Genomic DNA, 20307 nt, shown 5'->3' with positions numbered 1-20307 from the left:
GCGACGGACTGTCGGAATACGAGGCCTTCAGCGAGGTGACCGCAGGTCTGATATGAAGGGAGAAAATTCTTCCCCAACAGCAGGGAGACGACGATGAGCTTGCAACTGACAGGTATCCACCATCTGACCGCCATCACCGCCAATGCGCCTGGCAATCTTCATTTCTACACCAAGGTGCTGGGTCTGCGGCTGGTCAAGAAGACCGTAAACCAGGACGACACCTCGGCCTACCACCTCTTCTATGCCGACGGCGAAGCGACGCCGGGCACCGACCTTACCTTCTTCGACTGGCCGGTCGGCCGCGAGCGGCGCGGCACGCACAGCATCGTGCGGACCAGCCTCAGGGTCGGCAGCCGGGAGAGCCTTGCCTGGTGGAAGCAACACTTGACCGATGAAGGCCTGGCAACAGGAGAGGTCGCCGACATCGGCGGTTATGCGTCGTTGGACTTCGAAGATCCCGAGGGCCAGCGTCTGCGCCTGGTCCGCGATGGCGGCAAGGGCGGCAGCCATCCCTGGGCGCAAAGCCCGGTACCGGTCGAGCACCAGATACGCGGGCTCGGGCCGATCGTCATCAGCGTTCCCGACATCACCAACACCGAAGCGGTGGTGACCAAAGTGATGAACATGCGCAAGGCGCGCGACTATGTCTCGCCGGAGGGGCAGGTTCACGTCTTCGAAATGGGAGAGGGCGGGCCGGCGGCGGAGTTGCATGTCCTGGTGCAGCCGGGACTGGCGCCGGCGCGGCAAGGCGCGGGTGCGGTTCACCATGTCGCCTTCAGGGCGCCGGACCAGGAGACGCTGCATCAATGGACGGCGCGGCTGGCCGAGTTCCGGCTGCCGTCGAGCGGCGAGGTCGAGCGCTATTATTTCCGTTCGCTCTACTTCCGCGAGCCGAATGGCATCCTGTTCGAGATCGCAACCGACGGGCCGGGGTTCACCGCCGACGAGCCGCTGGAAACACTGGGGGAAAGCCTCGCCTTGCCGCCATTCCTCGAACCGAAGCGGGCTTCGATCGAGGCTGGCCTCAAGCCGCTGAAGTAGATCGTTTTCCCAGTTGCAGACGGGCGCCGCGTTCCGACCTAGGATCGCGGCGTCGTTCTTTCTCAGGCAATGAACGACGTGCTTTGACAGCCGGGCGCGTTGCTGGTCAAAGGCGGCATGACGAAATTCCTCGCCCTTGTCATCGTCGGTTTCATGGTCATTCAACTGATCAAGCCGCTCGGCTGGCCAGGCCTCAAGCGACGCGGCGATTTCTGGAAGCTGGCACTGCTCGCCATGGCCGCGATTTCACTGGCGGCCGTGCTCGGGCATTTGACGTAGGACGGCACTTGTCGTCGGTGCCCCATTGCCAAGCACCGGGCCAACCAGATGCTCGGCCCAAGCCCGGTAGCCTGCTTCCGAGGCGTGAAAGCCGTCCGAGGCAAAGCCGGCTTCCGGATTGGTGATCGGCAGGCGCGGCGCCGGCACCGCGCCGCGCTCCAGGCAAAGGCGTTCGCCCATCCGGTTCATGTCGGTGGCGCGAATCTCAAGAATTTTTCCGAGCAGCGGCGGCATGGCCGGCGCCCGGGTGAACTCCAGCACCGGCGACCATACCACGCGTGCTTCCGGCCATTTGGCGCGCAGGCCGTAGAGCAGGCCACCGAACTCCTTCTTGAAGCGCGGCACGGAGTGAAAATTCTTGGCGTCGTTGGTGCCGATGGCCAGCACGATATGCGTCCACGGATCGGCCGACAGATTGGGCAGGACATGGTCGCGGATCTGGCCCGACGTTGCCGAATTGAAGCCGGCCGCCCGCCAGCGCACGGCGCGGCCTGTGCTTTGTGAAATCAGCACGGCGAGTTGCGCGGCAAGCCCGTCTTCCGAATTGCCGATGCCGACCGACGCGGCGGAGGAATCGCCCAGCACCAGAAGCGAGATCGCCGGCGCCTTGCCTGGTATTTCGTGCATGACCGGCCCTTGCGCCGGCAGCATGCGCGTGGTGCGGCGTCGCACGCCGAGGCCTTGCCAAATATAGACCGGGAAGGCGAGCCAGGTGAGTAGGGCCGGGAAGCGCATAGCAGTACCGTAAAACGATCAGCGGCAGCCTTAGCGCATGTTTTGGTCGACGGGAACGCTCTTCAATCGCAGCAACTCGCCTGCCCCGCTTGCTTGCCCTGATATTCATCGTGCAGCCGCACCCAATCCATCAGTCCGTGATAGGGGCCGTTCTCGTTGCGGCCCTTCGGCGTCATGTCGAGATAGTCGTAGGCGCCGATCTGCGCCTCGCCGCCGCGGGCGCGCGACATGAAGGTGAGCAAGATGTCGCCGGTCTCGTCCCGGTAGAAAACGCTGGTGCCGGGAAGCTCCTTCGATGTCCGTGGACGGGTCTCGAAATTGTAGGTGGTGTCGCCGGCGGCGATCTGCTTGTCGGTGAAGGAGACCTGCATGTCGAAGTTGAAATCCGAGGCATAGGACGACACCCAGTCGAACTTCCAGCCCATGCGCTGCTTGTAAGGCAGAAGTTCCGCCAGTGGGGCGCGCGAAACCACGACCAGCGACACGTCGTGATGCCGCAGATGCTGATTGGCGCCGTCGATATGGTCGGCAAGGAATGAGCAGCCCTCGCAATGATTGACGCAGCCCGGCCCGAACATGAAGTGATAGACGATCAGCTGGCTGTTGCCGGCAAACAGGTCGGCCAGTCTCTTCGGCCCTTGCCCGGTCTCGAAGACATAGTCCTTCCGGATCTTCAGCCAGGGCAATTCACGCCGCTCAGCCGCGATCCGCTCGCGGAGCCGCGTCAGTTCCTTCTCGCGCGCCAGATGCGCCTTGTGCGCCTGGAACCAGTCTTCGCGCGAAACGACCTTGTTGCGATGCATGAACCTCTCCCTGAAGTGTCATTCCAAGGACGTTCGGGATGAGCACAACCCGACATCGCCCGAGAGGAAATAAGGACGGAGAGGCTCCGCCCCAAGCCCGGCAAGTCACAAACAAAAAACCCGGGCGCATCGGCCCGGGTTCGAAGGAGGAAGAAAGGACTGTGGTCAGGCGGCCTGTTCCAGGCTCGCCTTCCATTTTCCGAGCGCTGCCAGATGGTTCATGTGGGCGCGATGGGTGAAGGCAGCCTGACCGACGGCGACGTTCGAGGCCTTGCCGCTCCAGGCTTTCTGTGGCGCGGCCTGCAGCGCGCGACCATAGGAGAAGGTCAGCTTCCACGGGTGCGGCCCGATGGCGTTGATGGCGTTGAGGTTAGCGGTCGCCTCCTCGTCCTCCTGGCCGCCGGAGAGGAAGGCGATGCCCGGCACCGCTGCCGGTACGGTTTCGCGGAACAGCTTTATAGTCTTTTCCGCGACTTCTTCAGGGCCACTCACCTTGCCTGATTTCCTGCCGGCCAGCACCATGTTCGGTTTCAGGATAGTACCTTCCAGCACGACGCGCGCCGCGTAGAGTTCGCTATAGAGCTTGAGCAAAATCACCTTGCTGATCTCGTAGCATGTGTCGATGTCGTGGGCGCCATCCATCAGCACCTCCGGTTCGACGATCGGCACGATGCCGGCTTCCTGGCAAAGAGCGGCATAGCGGGCGAGCGCATGGGCGTTGGAGCCGATCGAGGTCCCCGAAGGCACGCCTTTGGCGACATCGATGTCGATCACCGCGCGCCATTTGGCGAAGCGGGCGCCGAGCTTGTAGTAGTCGGCAAGGCGCTCGCGCAGGCCATCGAGGCCTTCGGTGATGGTGTCGCCGGGAAACCTGGCCAGCGGCTTGGCGCCTGCATCGACCTTGATGCCGGGGATGGCGCCGGCCGCCTTGATGATGTCGACCAGCGGCGTGCCGTCGGCGGCCTTCTGGCGGATCGTCTCGTCATAGAGGATGACGCCGGAGATGTAGCGGGTCATTGCCTCCCTGGTGCGGAACATCATCTCGCGGTAATCGCGGCGGCTGTCGGCTGTCGATTCGACGCCAATGACGTCGAAGCGCTTCTTGATGGTGCCCGAACTTTCGTCGGCGGCCAGCAGGCCCTTGCCATCGGCGACGATCGCAGCGGCAATGTCTTCGAGACGTTCGCTCATTGTGGCTTCTCCTGAAACGGTTGTTCCGCGCTTAACGGAAGTCTACCGCCAAAGGAATGGCATCGGAAAGCTCGAATCGATTGAAAGCCTCGGGCGGCCTTGTTCGCTCTCCGAGTGTTGATCGCCTCGGAGCCTCAGCGCTTCAAGACGTCGACGCCGGGCAGCGGCTTGCCTTCCATCCATTCCAGGAAAGCGCCGCCGGCGGTCGAGACATAGGTGAAGTCGTCGGCGACGCCGGCATGGTTGAGCGCCGCCACCGTATCGCCACCGCCGGCGACCGAGACCAGCTTGCCGGCCTTGGTGCGCGACGCCGCGTGCTTGGCAGCTGCCACCGTCGCATGATCGAAGGGCGCGATCTCGAAGGCGCCGAGCGGGCCGTTCCAGACCAGTGTCGCGGCGCGGTCGATCCATTCGCCGATGGCCGTCACGGTTTTGGCGCCGACATCGAGGATCATGCCGTCGGCCGGCACATCCGATATAGCGACGGTCTCGCAGGCCGCGCCCGCCTTGAACTCCCTGGCGACGACGCCGTCGACCGGCAGGATGATGGCGCAGCCGGCCTCGGCCGCCTCGATCATGATCTGCTTGGCGGTCGCGGCGAGATCATGCTCGCACAGCGATTTGCCGACATTGGTGCCACGCGCGGCAAGAAAGGTGTTGGCCATCCCGCCACCGATGACGAGGGCATCAACCTTCTTCACCAGGTTCATCAACAGATCGATCTTGGTCGAGACCTTGGCGCCGCCGACAATGGCGACGACCGGACGAACCGGTTTTCCCAAGCCCTTCTCCAGCGCCTCAAGCTCGGCTTGCATGGTGCGGCCGGCAAAAGCCGGCAACAGATGCGCCAGCCCCTCCGTCGAAGAATGCGCGCGGTGCGCGGCCGAGAAGGCGTCGTTGACGAAGATATCGCCATTGGCGGCGAGTTTTTCCGTGAAGGCCGGCTCGTTCTTCTCCTCGGCCTTGTAGAAGCGGGTGTTTTCGAGCAGCAGCACGTCGCCCTTGTTCATGGCGGCGACAGCGCTTCCGGCCGTGTCGCCGACGCAATCCGAGGCGAAACCGACGGGACGGCCGAGCACGTCGGCTGTCGCCCTGGCGATAGGCTCCAGCGAGAATTCGGGCGAGGGGCCATTCTTGGGGCGGCCAAAATGGGCGAGCAGGATGACCTTGGCGCCCTTGGCCGATAGCTCGGCGATAGTCGGTGCGATGCGTTCGATGCGGGTGGCATCGGTGACCTTGCCGTCGGCGACAGGCACGTTGAGGTCGACGCGCACCAGCACGCGCTTGCCGCTGATGTTGCCGATATCGTCGAGTGTCTTGAAGGCGGCCATGCGGGTTCCTTTCGCGAAAAACCGGGGGACCATACCCCGCATCGGTGACGATGCAAGGCTTAGGGCGCGCTCGAACCGAAATTTTGAAGTGGGTACGATCTTGCGCCGGCGGGGCGGATGAATGGCAGCGCTCAATAGCGGTTTGTCAGCTTTCGGTTGCTGCCTTTTCCGGCGCTGGCTCCGGGGCCGGTTTTTCGTCCGTCCGCGCCTCGGCCTCCTGCGTCTCGGTCGGCTTGCGCCAGTTGCGGATGAAGGCGGAAAGCCGATCGCCGATTTCGCCGGCGCTGAGGAAGACCGGCACCCGCGCCACCGGCGCGGTCGGCTCGAAAGACAGACCGAGGCCTATGATCTTGCCCTTGTCGTCGACGTCGCGGACGATCAGTTCTATCGGGCCGAGCAGGACGCGGTCGGCATATTCGGCATGGCCGCCGAGCCGCGCCGTGACCAGCGCGCCAACGGTGAGCTTTTGCTCCGCTTCGGTCAGGCCCGGCGTATAGGCCGCTTCCAGTTCGGCGGCTGAGCGCGCGGGGTCGACCGCGAACGCACCGAAGAAATCGGCATCCTCGGGATCGACCACGGCACGGCTGGCGAACAGCTTGTCGAGCAGGCGCGGATAGCGGTCCGGCACGAAAATATAGACCTGGTCGCCGGCGGCGAGCCGGCCCATGTCCTGGAAGCGCATCGAGCGGCCGTCGCGCAGCACCAGCGAGGGCCGTGCCCAGCGCGGGATGCGCTCGCCGCGCGCCACCGGGCTGCCGTGTGCGACCCGATAGGCGAGAAGCTCGTGATGGGCCGAGCCCGGCAGTTCCAGCTCGACCTTGTCCAGCGGTCCGAGCCGTGCCGGCACGATCAGGCCGAGGCGGCGCGCCAGCGGTCCGACCGTCCAGCCCTGGATGACCAGCGACACGAGCACGATGATGAAGGCGCTGTTGAAGATGACACGGCCGTTTTCCAGCCCGCCGAGCAGCGGGGTGATGGCGAGCAGGATCGACACCGCGCCGCGCAGGCCGACCCACGAGATGAAGGCGACTTCGGGGCGCGGCAGACGGAACGGGATCAGGCAGAGCCAGACGGCGACTGGCCGCGCCACGAACATCAGGAATAGGCCGAGCAGCACCGCCGGCACCATGATCGCCGGAAACTGCGACGGCGTCGCGAACAGGCCGAGGATGAGGAACATGATGATCTGCGCCAGCCACGACATGCCGTCCTGGAAACGCTTGAGGATGGTGACGGCTCGGATGTCGGAATTGCCGGCGATAAGGCCGGCGATATACACCGCCAGGAAGCCTGAGCCGCCAATGGCGCCGGCTGCTGCAAACACCATCAGCGACAAGGTCAGCACGAAGATCGGCAGCAGGCCGTGGTCGAGATTGAGCCGGTCGACGAGGCGCACGATGGCGAGACCGCCCAGCACGCCTACGATTGCACCGAGGCCCATATTGAGGAGGAAGCCGAGGAACAGGCTGGTGACCAGAACATTGGTCTCGGGGTTGGCGTGGGCGGCGATGATCTCTACCAGCGTGATGGTCAGGAAGATGGCGATCGGGTCGTTGGTGCCGGATTCCACCTCCAGCGTCGAGCGCACGCGTTCGCGCAGATTGATCTCGCCGGCTCGCAACAGGAAGAACACGGCCGCCGCATCTGTGGAGGCGACGGCAGCCCCGAGCAGGAAGGATTCCAGCCAGGTGAGATCGAGCAGATAATGGGCGGCGGCGCCGAACAGGCCGGTGGTCAGAATTACGCCGAAGGTCGCCAGCGACAACGCCGGGCCTGCAGCCTGCCGCAAGGCGTTGAGCGGCGTGCCGAAACCGGAATCGAACAGGATGACGGCCAGCGCCAGTGAGCCGGCAAAATAAGCGATGCGGGCGTTGTCGAACTGGATACCGAGTCCGTCGGTGCCGGTGGCGAGGCCAATGCAGAGAAACAGGAGCAGAAGAGGGGCGCCGAAGCGGAAGGCGATCAGGCTCGAAAACGCGGCGGCGACGACAAGCGCTGTGCCGACCAGCGTGACGAGATAGATCGCATGCTCCATCCTGAAATCAGCCCCTCAAATTCGTCTGTCTCCTGCTTTGCGAGAGAGTGGGGCGAAGACGTGACCAGTGCAAGGCGGCAGGGTGGCTTTTTGGCCTATGCCGCTGATTTTTGGATGTTTTGGCGTCCAGGACACAATTTGGAAAGGCGCAAGCCGCCCTCATGAAAAACGCCCGGACAAAGCCGGGCGTTTCAGGTCTCGAAAAGAAAGCTTTGCGATCAGGCGATGGTCTTGCCGAAAGCGACCGCGGTGTCGCCCATGCGGTTGGAGAACCCCCATTCATTGTCGTACCAGGACAGCACCGAAACGAAGTTGCCGTCCATCACCTTGGTCTGGTCGAGCGCAACGATCGAGGAGCGCGGATCGTGATTGAAGTCGATCGACACGTTCGGGTGATGGGTGACGCCGAGAATGCCCTTCAGCTTGCCGTTGGAGGCGGCGATCACCGCGTCGTTGATCTCCTGCACCGTGGTCGAACGCTTGGCGATGAACTTGAAGTCGACGACCGAGACGTTCGGGGTCGGCACGCGGATCGAGATGCCGTCGAGCTTGCCCTTCAGGTCGGGCAGCACCAGCCCGATCGCCTTGGCCGCGCCGGTCGAGGTCGGGATTTGCGACAGGGCAGCGGCGCGGGCGCGGTAGAGATCCTTGTGCATGGTATCCAGCGTCGGCTGGTCGCCGGTGTAGGAATGGATCGTCGTCATCATGCCTTTTTCGATGCCGACCGTCTCGTGCAGCACGGCTGCCAGCGGGGCCAGGCAGTTGGTGGTGCAGGAGGCATTCGAGATGACGATGTGGTCCTTGGTCAGCTGGTCGTGGTTGATGCCGTAGACAACGGTAAGGTCGGCGCCTTCGGCCGGGGCCGAAACGATGACGCGCTTGGCGCCGGCGGTCAGGTGTGCGGCTGCCTTGTCGCGGGCGGTGAAGATGCCGGTGCATTCGAGCGCGATGTCGATGCCCAGTTCCTTCCACGGCAGCTGCGTCGGATCCTTGATCGCGGTGACCTTGAACGTCTCCTTGCCGACGGTGATCTGGTCGCCGGAAACCGAGACTTCATGCGGGAAGCGGCCATGCACGCTGTCGTAGCGCAAGAGATGCGCGTTGGTCTCGACCGGGCCGAGGTCGTTGACGGCGACGACGTCGATATCCTTGCGGCCGGATTCATGGATGGCGCGCAGGATGTTGCGGCCGATGCGGCCGAATCCGTTGATGGCAACTCTGACGGTCATTATTCTCTCCCTGGGAGTTGGAGGGCAGACGATGGGTCCGCAGTTTCATAGCGGCGGAAGCGGAAAAAATCCAGCCGCAGCGACGTGGATTTAAATCGATTAAGTTGGTCCAGCCCGGCGAGGCCGCCTTACGCGATTTCGCCGAACCTTGAACCTATTTGTTATGCAGGCGGGCTTCCGCCGCCTTGGCCGCGGCTTCGGCGGTGATGCCGAAATGCGGATAGAGTTGCTCGATAGTGCCCGAGGCGCCGAAGCCTGTCATACCGACGAAGATGCCGTCGGAGCCGATCAGATGATCCCAGCCCTGGCGTATGCCGGCTTCGATCGCCATCTTGATTGGCGCGTTGCCGATCGTTTTCTTGCGGTAGTCGTCGCTCTGCTGGTCGAACAGTTCGAAGCAGGGCACCGAGACGACGCGGGTGGGATGGCCGTGCTTTTCCAGCAGGTCGCGGGCGCCGAGCGCGATCTCGACCTCGGAGCCGGTGGCGAAGATCGTCACCGCCGCTTCACCGCTGGCGGCTGCCAGCTCGTAGGCGCCCTGGCTGCTGAGATTCTCAGCAACGAATTCGTTGCGTACCGTCGGCAGGTTCTGGCGTGTCAGCGCCAGCGTCGACGGCGTCTTTTCCGACTCGAGGGCGATCTGCCAGCATTCGGCGGTTTCCACAGCGTCGGCCGGGCGGAAGACATTGTGGTTGGGAATGGCGCGCAATGCGGCCAGATGCTCGACCGGCTGGTGGGTCGGGCCGTCTTCGCCCAGACCGATGGAATCATGGGTCATGACGAAGATCGAGCGGATGCCCATCAGTGAGGCCAGCCGCATCGACGGCCGGGCATAGTCGGAGAAGCACATGAAGGTGCCGCCATAGGCGATGAGGCCGCCATGCAGCGTCAGGCCGTTGATCGCAGCCGCCATGCCATGCTCGCGGATGCCGTAGTGGACATAGCGTTGGCCATAGTCGTCCGACGTGATGTTCTTGGTCTGGCTGGTCTTGGTGTTGTTGGAGCCGGTCAGGTCGGCGGAGCCGCCGATGGTCTCGGGCACGGCGCCGTTGATGACTTCCAGCGCCATCTCGGAAGACTTGCGGGTGGCGACCTTCGGCTTGTCGGCCGACAGCTTCTTCTTGTAATCAGCGATGATGGCGTCGAAATTGGACGGCAGCTTGCCGCTGATGCGGCGCTCGAACTCGGCCTTCAGCTTGGCATCGGCCTTGGCCAGGCGGCCTTCCCAGTCTGTACGCGCCTTGACGCCGGCCTTGCCGGCGGTGCGCCAGGCGTCAAGGATGTCGGCTGGAATCTCGAAGGGCGGCGAATCCCAGTTGAAGAACTTGCGCGCGCCGGCGATTTCGTCGGCGCCCAGGGGGGAGCCGTGCGCCTTGTTGGTGCCAGCCTTGGTTGGCGCGCCGAAGCCGATGGTCGTCTTGCAGGCGATCATCGTCGGCTTGTCGGAATGGCGGGCAGCTTCGATGGCATAAGCGATGGCTTCCGGATCGGTGCCGTCGATGTGGCTGGCATTCCAGCCGGAGGCCTGGAAGCGGGCGACCTGATCGGTGTTGTCGGACAGCGAGACCGGGCCGTCGATCGAGATGTCGTTGTTGTCCCAGAAGACGATCAGCCTGTTGAGCTTGAGATGGCCGGCAAGCGCGATGGCTTCCTGGGAAACACCTTCCATCAGGCAGCCGTCGCCGGCCAGCACATAGGTGTAATGATCGACGAGATCGTTGCCGAAGGCGGCGTTCATGATGCGCTCGCCGAGCGCGAAGCCGACCGAATTGGCGAGACCCTGGCCGAGCGGGCCCGTCGTCGTCTCTATGCCGGCGGCATGGCCATATTCGGGATGGCCGGCGGTCTTCGAGCCCAACTGACGGAAGTGCTTGATCTGGTCGAGGGTCATGTCTTCGTAGCCGGTCAGATGCAGCAGCGAATAGAGCAGCATTGAGCCATGGCCGGCCGACAGGATGAAACGGTCGCGGTCGGCCCAGTGCGGGGCCTTGGGATCATATTTCAGGAAGCGCGTGAACAGCACCGTGGCGATATCGGCGCAGCCCATGGGCAGGCCTGGATGGCCGGAATTTGCCTTCTCGACGGCGTCCATGGAGAGAAAGCGGATCGCATTGGCCATCCGGTCATGTTGTTCACGCGACGTCATGGTTCCTCCAGAAGTGGGGGTTTGGGGGGCTTGGGAGAGCCCTTGAAAAGGGTGCGCGACACATAGCAGGCGCGGGCTTTTAGTCAACAAATCGGGTGCACATTTGCCGGTCTTGTGATGCCGGCGGCGGACCTACATTAGCGTTAGCGGGGGACAGTCGCGAGAGCTTTGTTGACGTTGCCTTCACCCGGTGCCTAATGTTTCAGGGATAACGCGTTCTGAACGTGAACGATTCGGTGATGGGCAGGGCACAGGACGAAGGCCATGACCGGGGAAGCCACACTCAAGGAAGTCATCGCGAGGCTGGGCAAGGCCATCGAGGGGCTGGAAAACGCCGTCGCGGCCAAGCTCGAGCATGAACGCGACTACTCCGAAGCCGAGGCCGAGGTGCAGCGGATGAATGCCGACCGCTCGCGGCTGGCGCAGGAACTCGATAATTCCGAAGCGCGCGCCGAACGGCTGGAAGATGCCAACAAGGAAGTCTCGCGACGTTTGGTGACCGCCATGGAAACCATCCGCGCCGTGTTGGACAGATAGGAGCTGGCCCCGATGGCACAGGTCACGGTTTCAATCGACGGCAAGCAGTATCGCATGGCCTGCGACGAGGGCCAGGAAGAGCATCTGATCGACCTTGCCGAACGCTTCGACCGCTATGTTTCACACCTGAAGGACTCGTTCGGCGAGATCGGCGATCAGCGACTGACCGTGATGGCCGGCATCATGGTGATGGATGAACTCTCGGAGTTGCAGAAACGCGTCAAGGGCATGGAAAGCGAAGTGCTGACCCTGCGCAAGACCCGCGACGAGGCTCTGACCAAGGCCGACAAAAGCGATAGCGTGCTGACCAACGCGCTCGGCGCGCTGGCACAGCGCATGGAAGACCTGGCTGTGACGCTGGCGGTCAACAAAACCTGAGGCAGGAACCTTTCCTGTCCAGCCCAACAGGCTCTCATACGCGCGCAGCGTATTCGGCAGCATAAAAATGCTCGCCTGCGGCCGACAAGAGTTTCATATTATCTTGCAGCCACGATTTTTGCGCTAAGATGCAACGATGCCGGGCGGGACAGCTTGATGTCGGCGTGATTGCCGCGTGCTGTTCCTCGCTGCCGACGGTTCCGTTTACAGGGGAGATGTACCATGAGCCTTCGTATCAACGACATTGCGCCGGATTTTACCGCCGAGACCACGCAAGGGACGATCAAATTCCATGACTGGATCGGTGACGGTTGGGCGATCCTGTTCAGTCACCCGAAGAATTTCACGCCGGTCTGCACGACCGAGCTTGGCACGATGGCGGGGCTCGAAGGCGAGTTCAAGAAGCGTAATGTCAAGATCATCGGCATTTCGGTCGATCCGGTCGAAAGTCACGGCAAGTGGCAGGACGACATCAAGACGGCGACCGGTCATTCGGTGAACTACCCGCTGATCGGCGACAAGGACCTCAAGGTCGCCAAGCTCTACGACATGCTGCCGGGCGGTGCCGGCGAGACGTCGGAGGGCCGTACGCCGGCCGACAATGCCACGGTGCGCTCGGTCTACGTCATCGGACCTGACAAGAAGATCAAGCTGGTGCTGACTTACCCGATGACCACGGGGCGCAATTTCGATGAGATCCTGCGCGCGGTCGATTCCATGCAGCTCACCGCCAAGCACCAGGTGGCGACACCGGCGAATTGGAAGCAGGGCGAGGACGTTATCATCACCGCTGCTGTCTCCAACGAAGACGCGATCAAGCGCTTCGGCGCCTACGAGACCATTTTGCCCTATCTGCGGAAGACCAAGCAGCCATCGGCCTGATCCCAGGCGCTTCGGAACGATCTTTGGCCTTCTCGCCCTTGCGAGCCAAGTGATACTTGACTGCCGCACCCGAGCGGACAACCATGCTCCTCTCGGGTGTCGTCAGAGAAAATCATTCCTGGCGACCGAGAGTTGGGGAAGCCGGAATTGGACGTAGCTTTGGCCAAGCCGCAGGTCAGCGGCTTCTATGACAAGCCGACCGGGGCCATCCAGTATGTCGTCGCCGACCAGGCGACGAAGCGATGCGCCATCATCGATCCGATCCTTGATTTCGACGAGAAATCCGGTGCTACGGCAACGACGAATGCCGATGTCCTGCTCGACTTCGTCAGCGAGCAGGGACTGAGCGTCGAATGGGTCCTCGACACCCATCCGCATGCCGACCATTTCTCGGCGGCGCACTATCTGAGGGAGAAGACCGGCGCGCCGACGGCGATCGGCGACAGGGTCGTCGACGTTCAGAATTTGTGGAAAGCGATTTACAACTGGCCGGATTTTCCCGCCGACGGTTCGCAGTGGGACAGGCTGTTTGGTGAAGGCGAAACCTTCCAGGTGGGTACTCTTCCGGTCAAGGTGCTGTTCTCGCCCGGCCATACGCTGGCCTCGATCACCTATGTGATCGGTGATGCCGCCTTCGTCCACGATACGCTGTTCATGCCCGACAGCGGCACGGCGCGGACGGACTTTCCCGGTGGCAGTGCCGCGCGGCTCTGGCGCTCGATCCAGGACATTCTGGCGTTGCCGAACGAGACGCGCGTCTTCGTCGGCCATGACTATCAGGCCGGCGGCCGCGAGCCCTCGTGGGAAAGCACGGTCGCCATACAGAAGGCAACCAACATCCATCTCGTCGCCGCGCGCAGCGAGGCCGAGTTCGTCGCCTTGCGCGAGGCGCGCGACAGGACGCTGCCGATGCCAAGGCTGATCCTGCATGCGCTGCAGGTCAACATGAATGGCGGGAGGCTGCCCGAACCCGAAGCCAATGGCCTGCGGTACCTGAAATTTCCGCTGGACGGGCTTTGAGGGGCTGTTGGCGAAGTTGCCAATCTCCCCCTTGCGGGGGAGATGCCCGGCAGGGCAGAGGGGGGTGCTGTCCCGCCAACCTGTCAGCTAATTGTGGCTGTGCCTTCAGTCTTCGGTTGGGTGGACTGACGCCGAAAGTAGCGATCCTTCACACCCGCCTCTGTCCTGCCGGACATCTCCCCCGCAAGGGGGGAGATCGGATGTCGCCTTCGCTTTCGCCAACCACCATTGCAGTCCGCTACAAAAAAGGCGGCGCCAGTTTCCTGACGCCGCCTTGATTTTTGTAACCGAAGCTAACCTTACGCCGCCGGCTGTGCCTCGATGGTGCGCAGCGCCTGGGTCTGGCGCTTGGCGGCGGCCTTGACCGCGTCCTGCACCTTCTCGAAGGCGCGCACCTCGATCTGGCGCACGCGCTCGCGGCTGATGTCGAACTCGGACGACAGCTCTTCCAGCGTCAGCGGCTCCTCGGCCAGGCGACGGGCCTCGAAGATGCGCCGCTCGCGCTCGTTAAGCACGGCAAGAGCGCCCGACAGCATGCCGCGCCGGTTTTCCAGCTCGTCCTGCTCGATTAGCATCTCTTCCTGGCTTTCGTGGTCGTCGACCAGCCAGTCCTGCCATTCGCCGGATTCGCCTTCGCTCGCCCGGATCGGGGCGTTGAGCGAGGCGTCGCCGGACAGGCGGCGGTTCATCGACACCACTTCGGCTTCGGAAACGTTCAGCCTGGTGGCGATCTCGGCGATCTGGTCGGGCTTCAAGTCGCCATCGTCGAGCGCCTGGATCTTGCCCTTCACCTTGCGCAGGTTGAAGAACAGTCGCTTCTGGTTGGCGGTCGTGCCCATCTTGACCAGGCTCCACGAGCGCAGGATGTACTCCTGGATCGAGGCCTTGATCCACCACATGGCGTAGGTCGCGAGGCGGAAGCCCCGCTCGGGTTCGAATTTCTTGACGGCCTGCATCAGGCCGACATTGCCTTCCGAGATCACTTCGCCGATCGGCAGGCCATAGCCGCGATAGCCCATGGCGATCTTGGCGACGAGCCTGAGGTGGCTGGTGACGAGCTTGTGCGCAGCGGAGGTGTCTTCATGCTCGGCGTAACGCTTGGCGAGCATGTACTCTTCCTGCGGCTGCAGCATGGGAAAGCGGCGGATTTCTTCCAGGTAGCGGCTGAGGCCGCCTTCGCCGGAAACGATACTGGGTAGTGACTGGGCCATGATAGCGCCCCCTCTCTATTGGAGTGATGCCCCCGAAACGCGGCGGGCATGTGACGCGAGCACCAAAAGGCTCGCCCGCGACATCAGATCTTATACAGGAACAAAACCAGAAAAGACAGGCATTTGTTCAACACGAAACAGTGTGTCACGGTGAAGTGAACAATGTCAGTCAGGTTTTTTGATGGCGAGTTCAGAGCTTGCGGAAGCCGCTGACGAGTTCCTCCATGTCCCTCGGTAACGGCGCCTCGAACCTCATCGTTAGATGGGTAGTGGGGTGGCGAAATGCAAGGAGCCAGGCATGCAAAGCTTGCCGGGGAAATGCCTTGACCTGACTTTTCAAGGGTTCGGGCAGCCGGTTGCCCTTGGTGCGGAAGGCCTGGCCGTAATCGGGGTCGCCGACCACGGGATGACCGATATGCGCCATGTGGACACGGATCTGGTGGGTGCGGCCGGTCTCCAGCCGGCATTCGACCAGGCTGGCCGTGGCGAACTCCTGTTGGCTCTCGCCGAAACGCTCCTGCACGGCGAAGTGGGTGACCGCATGGCGGGCGTCGTCGCGTCCTTCCGGCACCACGGCACGGCGCACCCGGTCGGCGGCGCGGCCGAGCGGCGCGTCGACCCTTCCGGTCGGCCTCTGCGGTATGCCCCAGACCAGCGCCAGATAGGCACGTTCGAGATCGCCGGTCAGGCCGTGATCGGCGAAGGCTTCGGACAGCGACTTGTGGGCGCGGTCGGTCTTGGCGACGACCATGATGCCGCTGGTCTCCTTGTCGAGGCGGTGGACGATGCCCGGCCGGCGCACACCGCCGATGCCGGAAAGGCTGTCGCCGCAATGATGGATCAGCGCGTTGACCAGCGTGCCGGTCCAGTTGCCGGCGCCGGGATGAACGACAAGCCCGGCCGGCTTGTTGATGACGATCAGCTCTTCGTCCTCATAGAGCACATGGAGCGCGATGTTCTCGCCCTGCGGCTCCGCCGGCTCCGGCTCCGGCATGGTAACCGACACGCTTTCGCCCGGCGCCATCTTGCGCTTGGTCTCGTCGACAGGCTTGCCGTCGACCGAGACCGCGCCCTGCCTGATCAGCATCTGCACGCGGCTGCGCGACATGTCCGGGCCAAGGCTTGCGGCCAGCCACTGGTCGAGGCGCAGGCCGGCCGCATCCGCGCCCGCCACCAGCACAGTGGGCTGCATGAATTGGTGCTCTATCAATTCAGGGGCCTCTTCGCTATGAGCGCTCATTGAAAAACCGTTCCGGAACTGTTTTGCCATGGCCAGCCCGATCGCCGAAGAAGACCAGGATAAGCCGCTCGACCCCGAGGTCGAAAAGGTGCGCAGGAAACTCGTCCGCTTCGTCGGGATCAATCTCGGCCTGCTGTTCCTCGCTCTTATGGTGGTGATCGGCGCCCTTGTCTACAAAGCGCGCAATGCACCGCCGGCGAACCCGCCGCTGGCCGGCGATATCCAGACACCCGCCGGCGAACCGGTCGACGGCGACATCGTGCTGCCGGTCGGGGCCAAGGTGGTCAGCCAGTCGCTGTCCGGCAATCGGGTCTCGATCGACGCCGAGCTTGCCGACGGCAGCCGCACGATCTTCGTCTACGACATCACGGAGCGACGCCTGATCGGCCGCTTTGCGATCCGCAACAAGTGACCGAGCTGCAACGATGAACGGCAGCAGGCCAATGAGCAAGCCTCAGGGATGAGCGGGTTCGCCGAGCATCGTTGCGTCGCCACGGTCGCCCTGGTCGTCGCCAACTATGACGAGGCGATCGCCTGGTATGTCGAGAGGCTGGGGTTCCTGCTCGTCGAAAATGTCGATCTCGGCGGCGGCAAGCGCTGGGTCACAGTGGCGCCGGCCAACGGGCAGGGCGCCAGGCTGCTTCTGGCCGAGGCTTCCGACGAGGCACAGAGCAAAAGCATCGGCAACCAGACCGGCGGGCGTGTCTTCCTGTTCCTGGAAACCGACGACTTCGCCCGCGACCACGCGGCGATGCTGGAGAAGGGCGTCGAATTCCGCGAAGCACCGCGCTTCGAGCCCTATGGCACGGTGGCTGTTTTCGCCGATCTGCATGGCAATCTCTGGGATCTGATCGAGCCGAAACGATAGGCTGACGGCCGGCTTTTCCTCGGCAAGGGAAAGCGGCCTACCCAGTTGCTTTTTCCCAGCGCTCAGCCTATATCGCCGGTTCTTGAACGCGCCCATCGTCTAGCGGTCAGGACACCGCCCTCTCACGGCGGGAACAGGGGTTCGATTCCCCTTGGGCGTACCAAGTTTTCCGACAAATTACAGGATGCCGTCGATTTCGTTTCTGAAGTCGGCGACCGTCGATACTGCGGCGTTCGGAAAACCCGCTCTGCACAGGTAGCCGCAATCTTGAAGATCCCAGTGGCACCAACCACTCCGGCCTTCATTTCAGTCGTCTGGCAAATGTTAACGGACCCGAAACCGAGAACCTTAACGCCCCGCAGCTCACGGCGATATATTAGTTGTCGCTTTAGTATCTGCAGGAGGTTGAGATGCAGAAAATAGCCTATCGTTTCGCTTGGGACGAGCCTGGCGCGACCGCGATCGAGTATGGCTTGATCGCGGCTCTTATCGCGCTGGCAATCATCACCGGCGCCGGGGCGCTTGGCAATTCGCTCAACGGGATATTCACGAACGTCGGCACTACGGTCAACAGCAGCGGCTCGTAAGTCGGTACATCAATTCGGTCGCCACCGGCCGGATTCGTCGATCTCAGCCTCCAAGAACGTAGCGCGTACGTGCTTCCGATGTCGGGCATCGGGAGTGCGGACGGCGCTCTCAATCAGTCGGCTTTTTCCCGTTGCGTCGCCGCGTCGTCGCTTCTGGCGCCGCGAGGCTGTTTGCATTAGCATCACGTCACGGATCCTGAGATACGGCTCCAGCGGCGCGCAGAACGCCGCGCTGCCCGGACGGCCAGTTGATGCCGTGGGGAGGAAGGCCAATGCAGAAGCTGCAATCGCAGGGCGTCCATCACATCACGCTGGTCGGCGCCGGGCGCCAGACCTCGATCGATTTCTGGGAAGGCGTGCTCGGCATGCCGTTCATCTTCGAACAGCCCAATCTCGACAAGCCGAGGGAAAGCCACCTCTATTTCGATCCTGGCGACGGCCGGCTGGTCACCATCTTCACCGACGAGAGCCGCACACCAGAGAAGCGGCGCACGCCGACCGATCCGGGCTGTGTCCACCACATTGCCTTTTCGGTGTCGCGCGTCACCTTCCTGCAGGCGGTCGCCCGGCTTGACGAGCGCGGCATCAAGCACAGCGGCGTGAAGGATCGCGGTTTCATGGATTCGATCTATTTCGAGGATCCGCTCGGCCTGCTGGTCGAGTTGGCGTCCTACCGCTTCGAACCGCCAGCGGGCTTCACCCATGCCGATGTGCTGATGGAAGCGCACAGGCTGCGGGTCGTGCGCGGCGACTACAACATCGCCGAAGTGCATCTCGCCGATGCGATCCAGGCGCTTGTCGAGCGTTCCCGCGCAACCTTGTCGGAGGACCGGGCAGCGAAGAACCCATACTGAACAGACCAGAGGGAGGAATAAGATGGCCAAGACAGCGACGAAGACTGCCGGGGAATCCGCGGCCAAAGCTGCCGCCAAGCCGGCGGCGAAAGCTGCGGCAAAGCCAAAAGCCAAGGCAGCCGCTAGGCCTGCGGTGAAGGCGACGGGAAAAGCCGCGCCCAGGGCCAAGGCCAAGTCGGCCAAGAAGCCGGCGCTGAAGCTCAGCATGCTGAAGCCCAGCGTCAACAACATGACCGTGCGGGTGTTTGCGCGCGCGGCCGGTTTCGACCATGCCGAGACCGATGCCTGGGGCCACACCCGTTCGCCGGAGTTCATGGCGCGAAACCCGGCCCATTTGACACCGATGATCGAGGACAAGAGCCTCCCCAGAGGCGTGCTGTGGGAAAGCTGCGCCATCATGCAGTATCTCGCCAACAAGCACGGGCTGGAGAAATTCTATCCGAAGGCGCCGGCCAAGCGGGCGATGGTCGACAGCGCCATGTTCTACCTGATCGGCACGCTCTACCCCTATGTGGCGCGCGCCACCTACCCGGCGCTCGGCTTCCCGCATTATGCCGGCGAGGTCGGCCACAGCGACGCGCACCCCGACAGGAAGTCGGAGGCCCAGAAGGCGGCGATGGCCGCGATCGCCGAGCCGCTGGAGGTCTTCCACAGCTTCTTCAGGGACGGCAAGCCGTTCATCGGCGGCAAGCATCCTTCGATCGCCGATATCCGGCTGGCGGCGACGCTCGAATTCCTGGCCGTCGTCGACTATTCCCTGCCCCGATGGGCGAAGGACTATGTGGCGGCGATCGAGAAGACGCTCGGCAAGGCCTATAGCGAGCCGGCCGGCGACGTGCGCGGCTATATCGCGCATGTGAAGTCGCAGGCCAAGGCCTGAGGTTAAGGATGCGTTAACCAAAGCCCTGTCTACTGCGGGGCAATTCGCTTTCGGCCCGCGACCACGGATGTACTGGCGCAGAACGTCGTAGCGATAGGAAAGGTCGGCGCAATGCCGGCCTTTTTGCTTTCGCACGCCGTCGCCAAGTGCGATCTGGCACGAGGCCTCGTCCAGTGTCGCTTTTCTGACGTCAACTTTTGCGGAGAGATATTGTCATCGCCGGCGTTGGCCCTACCATCCAGTCCGGCATGGATGATCGGTCAGGCGCGAAATGAGGGCTGGCGATGAAAAGCGTTGCGAAGTGGGTTGCGGTTGTGGGTGTGATGCTGGCGAGTGCTGTTCATCCTTCTAATGCGGCTGAACTGAACACAATGAACGATGTCGGGACCGCCATTCAGGCATGCTGGACACCGCCGGCGGATGCCGGAACTGCCAGCGTCACCTTGAGCTTCAGCTTCAAGCGGGACGGCACGCTAATCGGCCCACCGAGGCCGACAGCCATCAAGGTGGAAGGCGATGCCAAGGCGAAGAAATCGTTTGTCGACGCCGCGACAACGGCCCTGCAGAATTGTCTGCCCCTGACCTTCTCAGCGAAGCTGGCGCAAGGGATCGCCGGCAACGTGTTCACATTGCAATTCGCTTCTCCAAAATAGGCGCTGCCGCTCAGTGGTGACTGCGCCTGGCTTCGGCATGCCGGGCAAGATCGGGCGTCTCGAAGACGTAGTCGCTCCAGGCTGATTCAGGAACCTGGCCGGCCAGATAGCATTCCAGCAACAGACTCTGCTCGGGATTGAGTGGCCTTGGCGCGCGCTGGTCCAGCCCCAGCGAGTGAAACAGGTTTCTTGTCAGGTCCGAGACGGTGAAGTGGATCGACATCTGCAATCTCCCTTTGGTCCTTCAACGCGGAAGGCCCGGCAAAGGTTTCGAACGCCTGGCGATAATGGCGCATTGATCTCGGTCCGTTGCGTTGCAAATCCTCGGCCACGGTCAGGCTTGCGCTTTCTTTCGAGGTTCGTCTCAATCTTGAAATAAAAATGTAATATCGAATTTACATGAGGTA

Annotated in this window: 22 protein-coding genes and 1 tRNA gene; 13 read left to right on the top strand and 10 right to left on the bottom strand. The window is 62.9% G+C overall.

Going from position 1 to position 20307, the window contains the following annotated elements; all coding sequences use genetic code 11:
- Positions 1 to 93: 93 nt before the first annotated feature.
- Positions 94 to 1041, top strand: coding sequence for a ring-cleaving dioxygenase (locus NKI21_RS20340; RefSeq protein ID WP_352442021.1), 948 nt, complete (start codon positions 94 to 96; stop codon positions 1039 to 1041).
- A gap of 117 nt (positions 1042 to 1158) precedes the next feature.
- Positions 1159 to 1320 carry a hypothetical protein gene (locus tag NKI21_RS20335; protein WP_023810961.1) on the top strand — a complete coding sequence of 54 codons (162 nt, stop codon included), beginning with the start codon at positions 1159 to 1161 and terminating at the stop codon, positions 1318 to 1320.
- Here the strand turns inward: NKI21_RS20335 and NKI21_RS20330 are convergent.
- From NKI21_RS20330 to tkt, 7 genes are all read right to left on the bottom strand, one after another.
- The gene (locus NKI21_RS20330; protein WP_352442022.1) at positions 1288 to 2055 is read right to left on the bottom strand and encodes an SGNH/GDSL hydrolase family protein; all 768 of its coding nucleotides are present in this window, start codon (positions 2053 to 2055) and stop codon (positions 1288 to 1290) included. The genes NKI21_RS20335 and NKI21_RS20330 overlap by 33 nt on opposite strands.
- A gap of 62 nt (positions 2056 to 2117) precedes the next feature.
- The gene (locus tag NKI21_RS20325) at positions 2118 to 2858 is read right to left on the bottom strand and encodes a DUF899 domain-containing protein (RefSeq protein WP_127296844.1); all 741 of its coding nucleotides are present in this window, start codon (positions 2856 to 2858) and stop codon (positions 2118 to 2120) included.
- A 165-nt stretch (positions 2859 to 3023) separates the two neighbouring features.
- Positions 3024 to 4049, bottom strand: a complete 1026-nt coding sequence (locus tag NKI21_RS20320) for a class I fructose-bisphosphate aldolase (protein ID WP_352442024.1) — start codon at positions 4047 to 4049, stop codon at positions 3024 to 3026.
- A gap of 134 nt (positions 4050 to 4183) precedes the next feature.
- Positions 4184 to 5380: a phosphoglycerate kinase gene (locus tag NKI21_RS20315; protein ID WP_352442025.1), complete on the bottom strand. Its 1197-nt coding sequence runs from the start codon at positions 5378 to 5380 to the stop codon at positions 4184 to 4186.
- Positions 5381 to 5525: 145 nt separating this feature from the next.
- A complete protein-coding gene (locus tag NKI21_RS20310) occupies positions 5526 to 7415 on the bottom strand; it encodes a potassium/proton antiporter (RefSeq protein ID WP_352442026.1) in 1890 nt (629 codons plus the stop codon).
- Positions 7416 to 7633: 218 nt separating this feature from the next.
- A complete protein-coding gene (gene gap, locus NKI21_RS20305) occupies positions 7634 to 8644 on the bottom strand; it encodes a type I glyceraldehyde-3-phosphate dehydrogenase (protein WP_352442027.1) in 1011 nt (336 codons plus the stop codon).
- 154 nt (positions 8645 to 8798) lie between these two features.
- Positions 8799 to 10790: a transketolase gene (gene tkt / locus NKI21_RS20300; RefSeq protein WP_352442028.1), complete on the bottom strand. Its 1992-nt coding sequence runs from the start codon at positions 10788 to 10790 to the stop codon at positions 8799 to 8801.
- 264 nt (positions 10791 to 11054) lie between these two features.
- Between tkt and NKI21_RS20295 the strand changes: the two genes are divergently transcribed.
- The 4 genes from NKI21_RS20295 (at position 11055) to NKI21_RS20280 (ending at position 13607) form a co-directional block, all read left to right on the top strand.
- Positions 11055 to 11327 carry a DUF4164 domain-containing protein gene (locus tag NKI21_RS20295; protein WP_013529251.1) on the top strand — a complete coding sequence of 91 codons (273 nt, stop codon included), beginning with the start codon at positions 11055 to 11057 and terminating at the stop codon, positions 11325 to 11327.
- A 12-nt stretch (positions 11328 to 11339) separates the two neighbouring features.
- A complete protein-coding gene (locus NKI21_RS20290) occupies positions 11340 to 11705 on the top strand; it encodes a cell division protein ZapA (RefSeq protein WP_128305871.1) in 366 nt (121 codons plus the stop codon).
- Positions 11706 to 11927: 222 nt separating this feature from the next.
- Positions 11928 to 12587, top strand: a complete 660-nt coding sequence (locus NKI21_RS20285; protein ID WP_127260439.1) for a peroxiredoxin — start codon at positions 11928 to 11930, stop codon at positions 12585 to 12587.
- 147 nt (positions 12588 to 12734) lie between these two features.
- Positions 12735 to 13607, top strand: a complete 873-nt coding sequence (locus NKI21_RS20280) for an MBL fold metallo-hydrolase (RefSeq protein ID WP_352442029.1) — start codon at positions 12735 to 12737, stop codon at positions 13605 to 13607.
- 299 nt (positions 13608 to 13906) lie between these two features.
- Here the strand turns inward: NKI21_RS20280 and rpoH are convergent, their stop codons facing one another.
- Complete coding sequence (gene rpoH, locus NKI21_RS20275; protein ID WP_013529255.1) at positions 13907 to 14818, bottom strand: RNA polymerase sigma factor RpoH; 912 nt, start codon at positions 14816 to 14818, stop codon at positions 13907 to 13909.
- Positions 14819 to 15008: 190 nt separating this feature from the next.
- On the bottom strand, positions 15009 to 16058 hold the full coding sequence (locus NKI21_RS20270) for an RluA family pseudouridine synthase (RefSeq protein ID WP_352442030.1): 1050 nt from the start codon (positions 16056 to 16058) through the stop codon (positions 15009 to 15011).
- Positions 16059 to 16086: 28 nt separating this feature from the next.
- On the opposite strand from NKI21_RS20270, the gene NKI21_RS20265 reads away from it, so the two are divergent.
- The 7 genes from NKI21_RS20265 (at position 16087) to tolA (ending at position 19900) form a co-directional block, all read left to right on the top strand.
- Positions 16087 to 16470, top strand: coding sequence for a fimbrial protein (locus NKI21_RS20265; RefSeq protein WP_352442031.1), 384 nt, complete (start codon positions 16087 to 16089; stop codon positions 16468 to 16470).
- 48 nt (positions 16471 to 16518) lie between these two features.
- Positions 16519 to 16926, top strand: a complete 408-nt coding sequence (locus tag NKI21_RS20260) for a VOC family protein (protein ID WP_352442032.1) — start codon at positions 16519 to 16521, stop codon at positions 16924 to 16926.
- Positions 16927 to 17014: 88 nt separating this feature from the next.
- A tRNA-Glu gene (locus tag NKI21_RS20255) sits at positions 17015 to 17089 on the top strand.
- A 247-nt stretch (positions 17090 to 17336) separates the two neighbouring features.
- Positions 17337 to 17513 (top strand): Flp family type IVb pilin, encoded by a 177-nt coding sequence (locus NKI21_RS20250; RefSeq protein WP_023810975.1) that lies wholly within the window; start codon positions 17337 to 17339, stop codon positions 17511 to 17513.
- Positions 17514 to 17785: 272 nt separating this feature from the next.
- Entirely contained in the window at positions 17786 to 18367 is a 582-nt protein-coding gene (locus NKI21_RS20245; RefSeq protein ID WP_352866947.1) for a VOC family protein, read from the top strand.
- A gap of 22 nt (positions 18368 to 18389) precedes the next feature.
- Positions 18390 to 19247, top strand: coding sequence for a glutathione S-transferase family protein (locus NKI21_RS20240; RefSeq protein WP_352866945.1), 858 nt, complete (start codon positions 18390 to 18392; stop codon positions 19245 to 19247).
- 284 nt (positions 19248 to 19531) lie between these two features.
- Positions 19532 to 19900, top strand: coding sequence for a cell envelope integrity protein TolA (gene tolA / locus NKI21_RS20235; RefSeq protein WP_352794233.1), 369 nt, complete (start codon positions 19532 to 19534; stop codon positions 19898 to 19900).
- Positions 19901 to 19910: 10 nt separating this feature from the next.
- Here tolA and NKI21_RS20230 read toward each other — a convergent pair whose 3' ends face one another.
- Entirely contained in the window at positions 19911 to 20123 is a 213-nt protein-coding gene (locus NKI21_RS20230) for a hypothetical protein (protein WP_023810978.1), read from the bottom strand.
- Between the last annotated feature and the right edge of the window lie 184 nt (positions 20124 to 20307).

It is taken from the genome of Mesorhizobium sp. M0715 (assembly GCF_040320355.1).
GTDB lineage: Bacteria > Pseudomonadota > Alphaproteobacteria > Rhizobiales > Rhizobiaceae > Mesorhizobium.
Note: the sequence above shows the minus strand (reverse complement) of the source record. Positions and strands in the feature narration are given on the sequence as shown.

Excerpts from the sequence above, each read along its gene's own strand:
- NKI21_RS20295 (WP_013529251.1), top strand. The coding sequence starts at position 11,055 with ATGACCGGGGAAGCCACACTCAAGGAAGTCATCGCGAGGCTGGGCAAG.
- NKI21_RS20335 (WP_023810961.1), top strand. The coding sequence starts at position 1,159 with ATGACGAAATTCCTCGCCCTTGTCATCGTCGGTTTCATGGTCATTCAA.
- NKI21_RS20240 (WP_352866945.1), top strand. The coding sequence starts at position 18,390 with ATGGCCAAGACAGCGACGAAGACTGCCGGGGAATCCGCGGCCAAAGCT.
- NKI21_RS20315 (WP_352442025.1), bottom strand. The coding sequence starts at position 5,380 with ATGGCCGCCTTCAAGACACTCGACGATATCGGCAACATCAGCGGCAAG.
- NKI21_RS20285 (WP_127260439.1), top strand. The coding sequence starts at position 11,928 with ATGAGCCTTCGTATCAACGACATTGCGCCGGATTTTACCGCCGAGACC.
- tolA (WP_352794233.1), top strand. The coding sequence starts at position 19,532 with ATGAAAAGCGTTGCGAAGTGGGTTGCGGTTGTGGGTGTGATGCTGGCG.
- rpoH (WP_013529255.1), bottom strand. The coding sequence starts at position 14,818 with ATGGCCCAGTCACTACCCAGTATCGTTTCCGGCGAAGGCGGCCTCAGC.
- NKI21_RS20230 (WP_023810978.1), bottom strand. The coding sequence starts at position 20,123 with ATGTCGATCCACTTCACCGTCTCGGACCTGACAAGAAACCTGTTTCAC.
- NKI21_RS20290 (WP_128305871.1), top strand. The coding sequence starts at position 11,340 with ATGGCACAGGTCACGGTTTCAATCGACGGCAAGCAGTATCGCATGGCC.
- tkt (WP_352442028.1), bottom strand. The coding sequence starts at position 10,790 with ATGACGTCGCGTGAACAACATGACCGGATGGCCAATGCGATCCGCTTT.
- NKI21_RS20260 (WP_352442032.1), top strand. The coding sequence starts at position 16,519 with ATGAGCGGGTTCGCCGAGCATCGTTGCGTCGCCACGGTCGCCCTGGTC.
- NKI21_RS20250 (WP_023810975.1), top strand. The coding sequence starts at position 17,337 with ATGCAGAAAATAGCCTATCGTTTCGCTTGGGACGAGCCTGGCGCGACC.
- NKI21_RS20265 (WP_352442031.1), top strand. The coding sequence starts at position 16,087 with ATGGCCAGCCCGATCGCCGAAGAAGACCAGGATAAGCCGCTCGACCCC.
- NKI21_RS20270 (WP_352442030.1), bottom strand. The coding sequence starts at position 16,058 with ATGAGCGCTCATAGCGAAGAGGCCCCTGAATTGATAGAGCACCAATTC.
- NKI21_RS20310 (WP_352442026.1), bottom strand. The coding sequence starts at position 7,415 with ATGGAGCATGCGATCTATCTCGTCACGCTGGTCGGCACAGCGCTTGTC.
- NKI21_RS20325 (WP_127296844.1), bottom strand. The coding sequence starts at position 2,858 with ATGCATCGCAACAAGGTCGTTTCGCGCGAAGACTGGTTCCAGGCGCAC.
- gap (WP_352442027.1), bottom strand. The coding sequence starts at position 8,644 with ATGACCGTCAGAGTTGCCATCAACGGATTCGGCCGCATCGGCCGCAAC.
- NKI21_RS20245 (WP_352866947.1), top strand. The coding sequence starts at position 17,786 with ATGCAGAAGCTGCAATCGCAGGGCGTCCATCACATCACGCTGGTCGGC.
- NKI21_RS20330 (WP_352442022.1), bottom strand. The coding sequence starts at position 2,055 with ATGCGCTTCCCGGCCCTACTCACCTGGCTCGCCTTCCCGGTCTATATT.
- NKI21_RS20320 (WP_352442024.1), bottom strand. The coding sequence starts at position 4,049 with ATGAGCGAACGTCTCGAAGACATTGCCGCTGCGATCGTCGCCGATGGC.
- NKI21_RS20340 (WP_352442021.1), top strand. The coding sequence starts at position 94 with ATGAGCTTGCAACTGACAGGTATCCACCATCTGACCGCCATCACCGCC.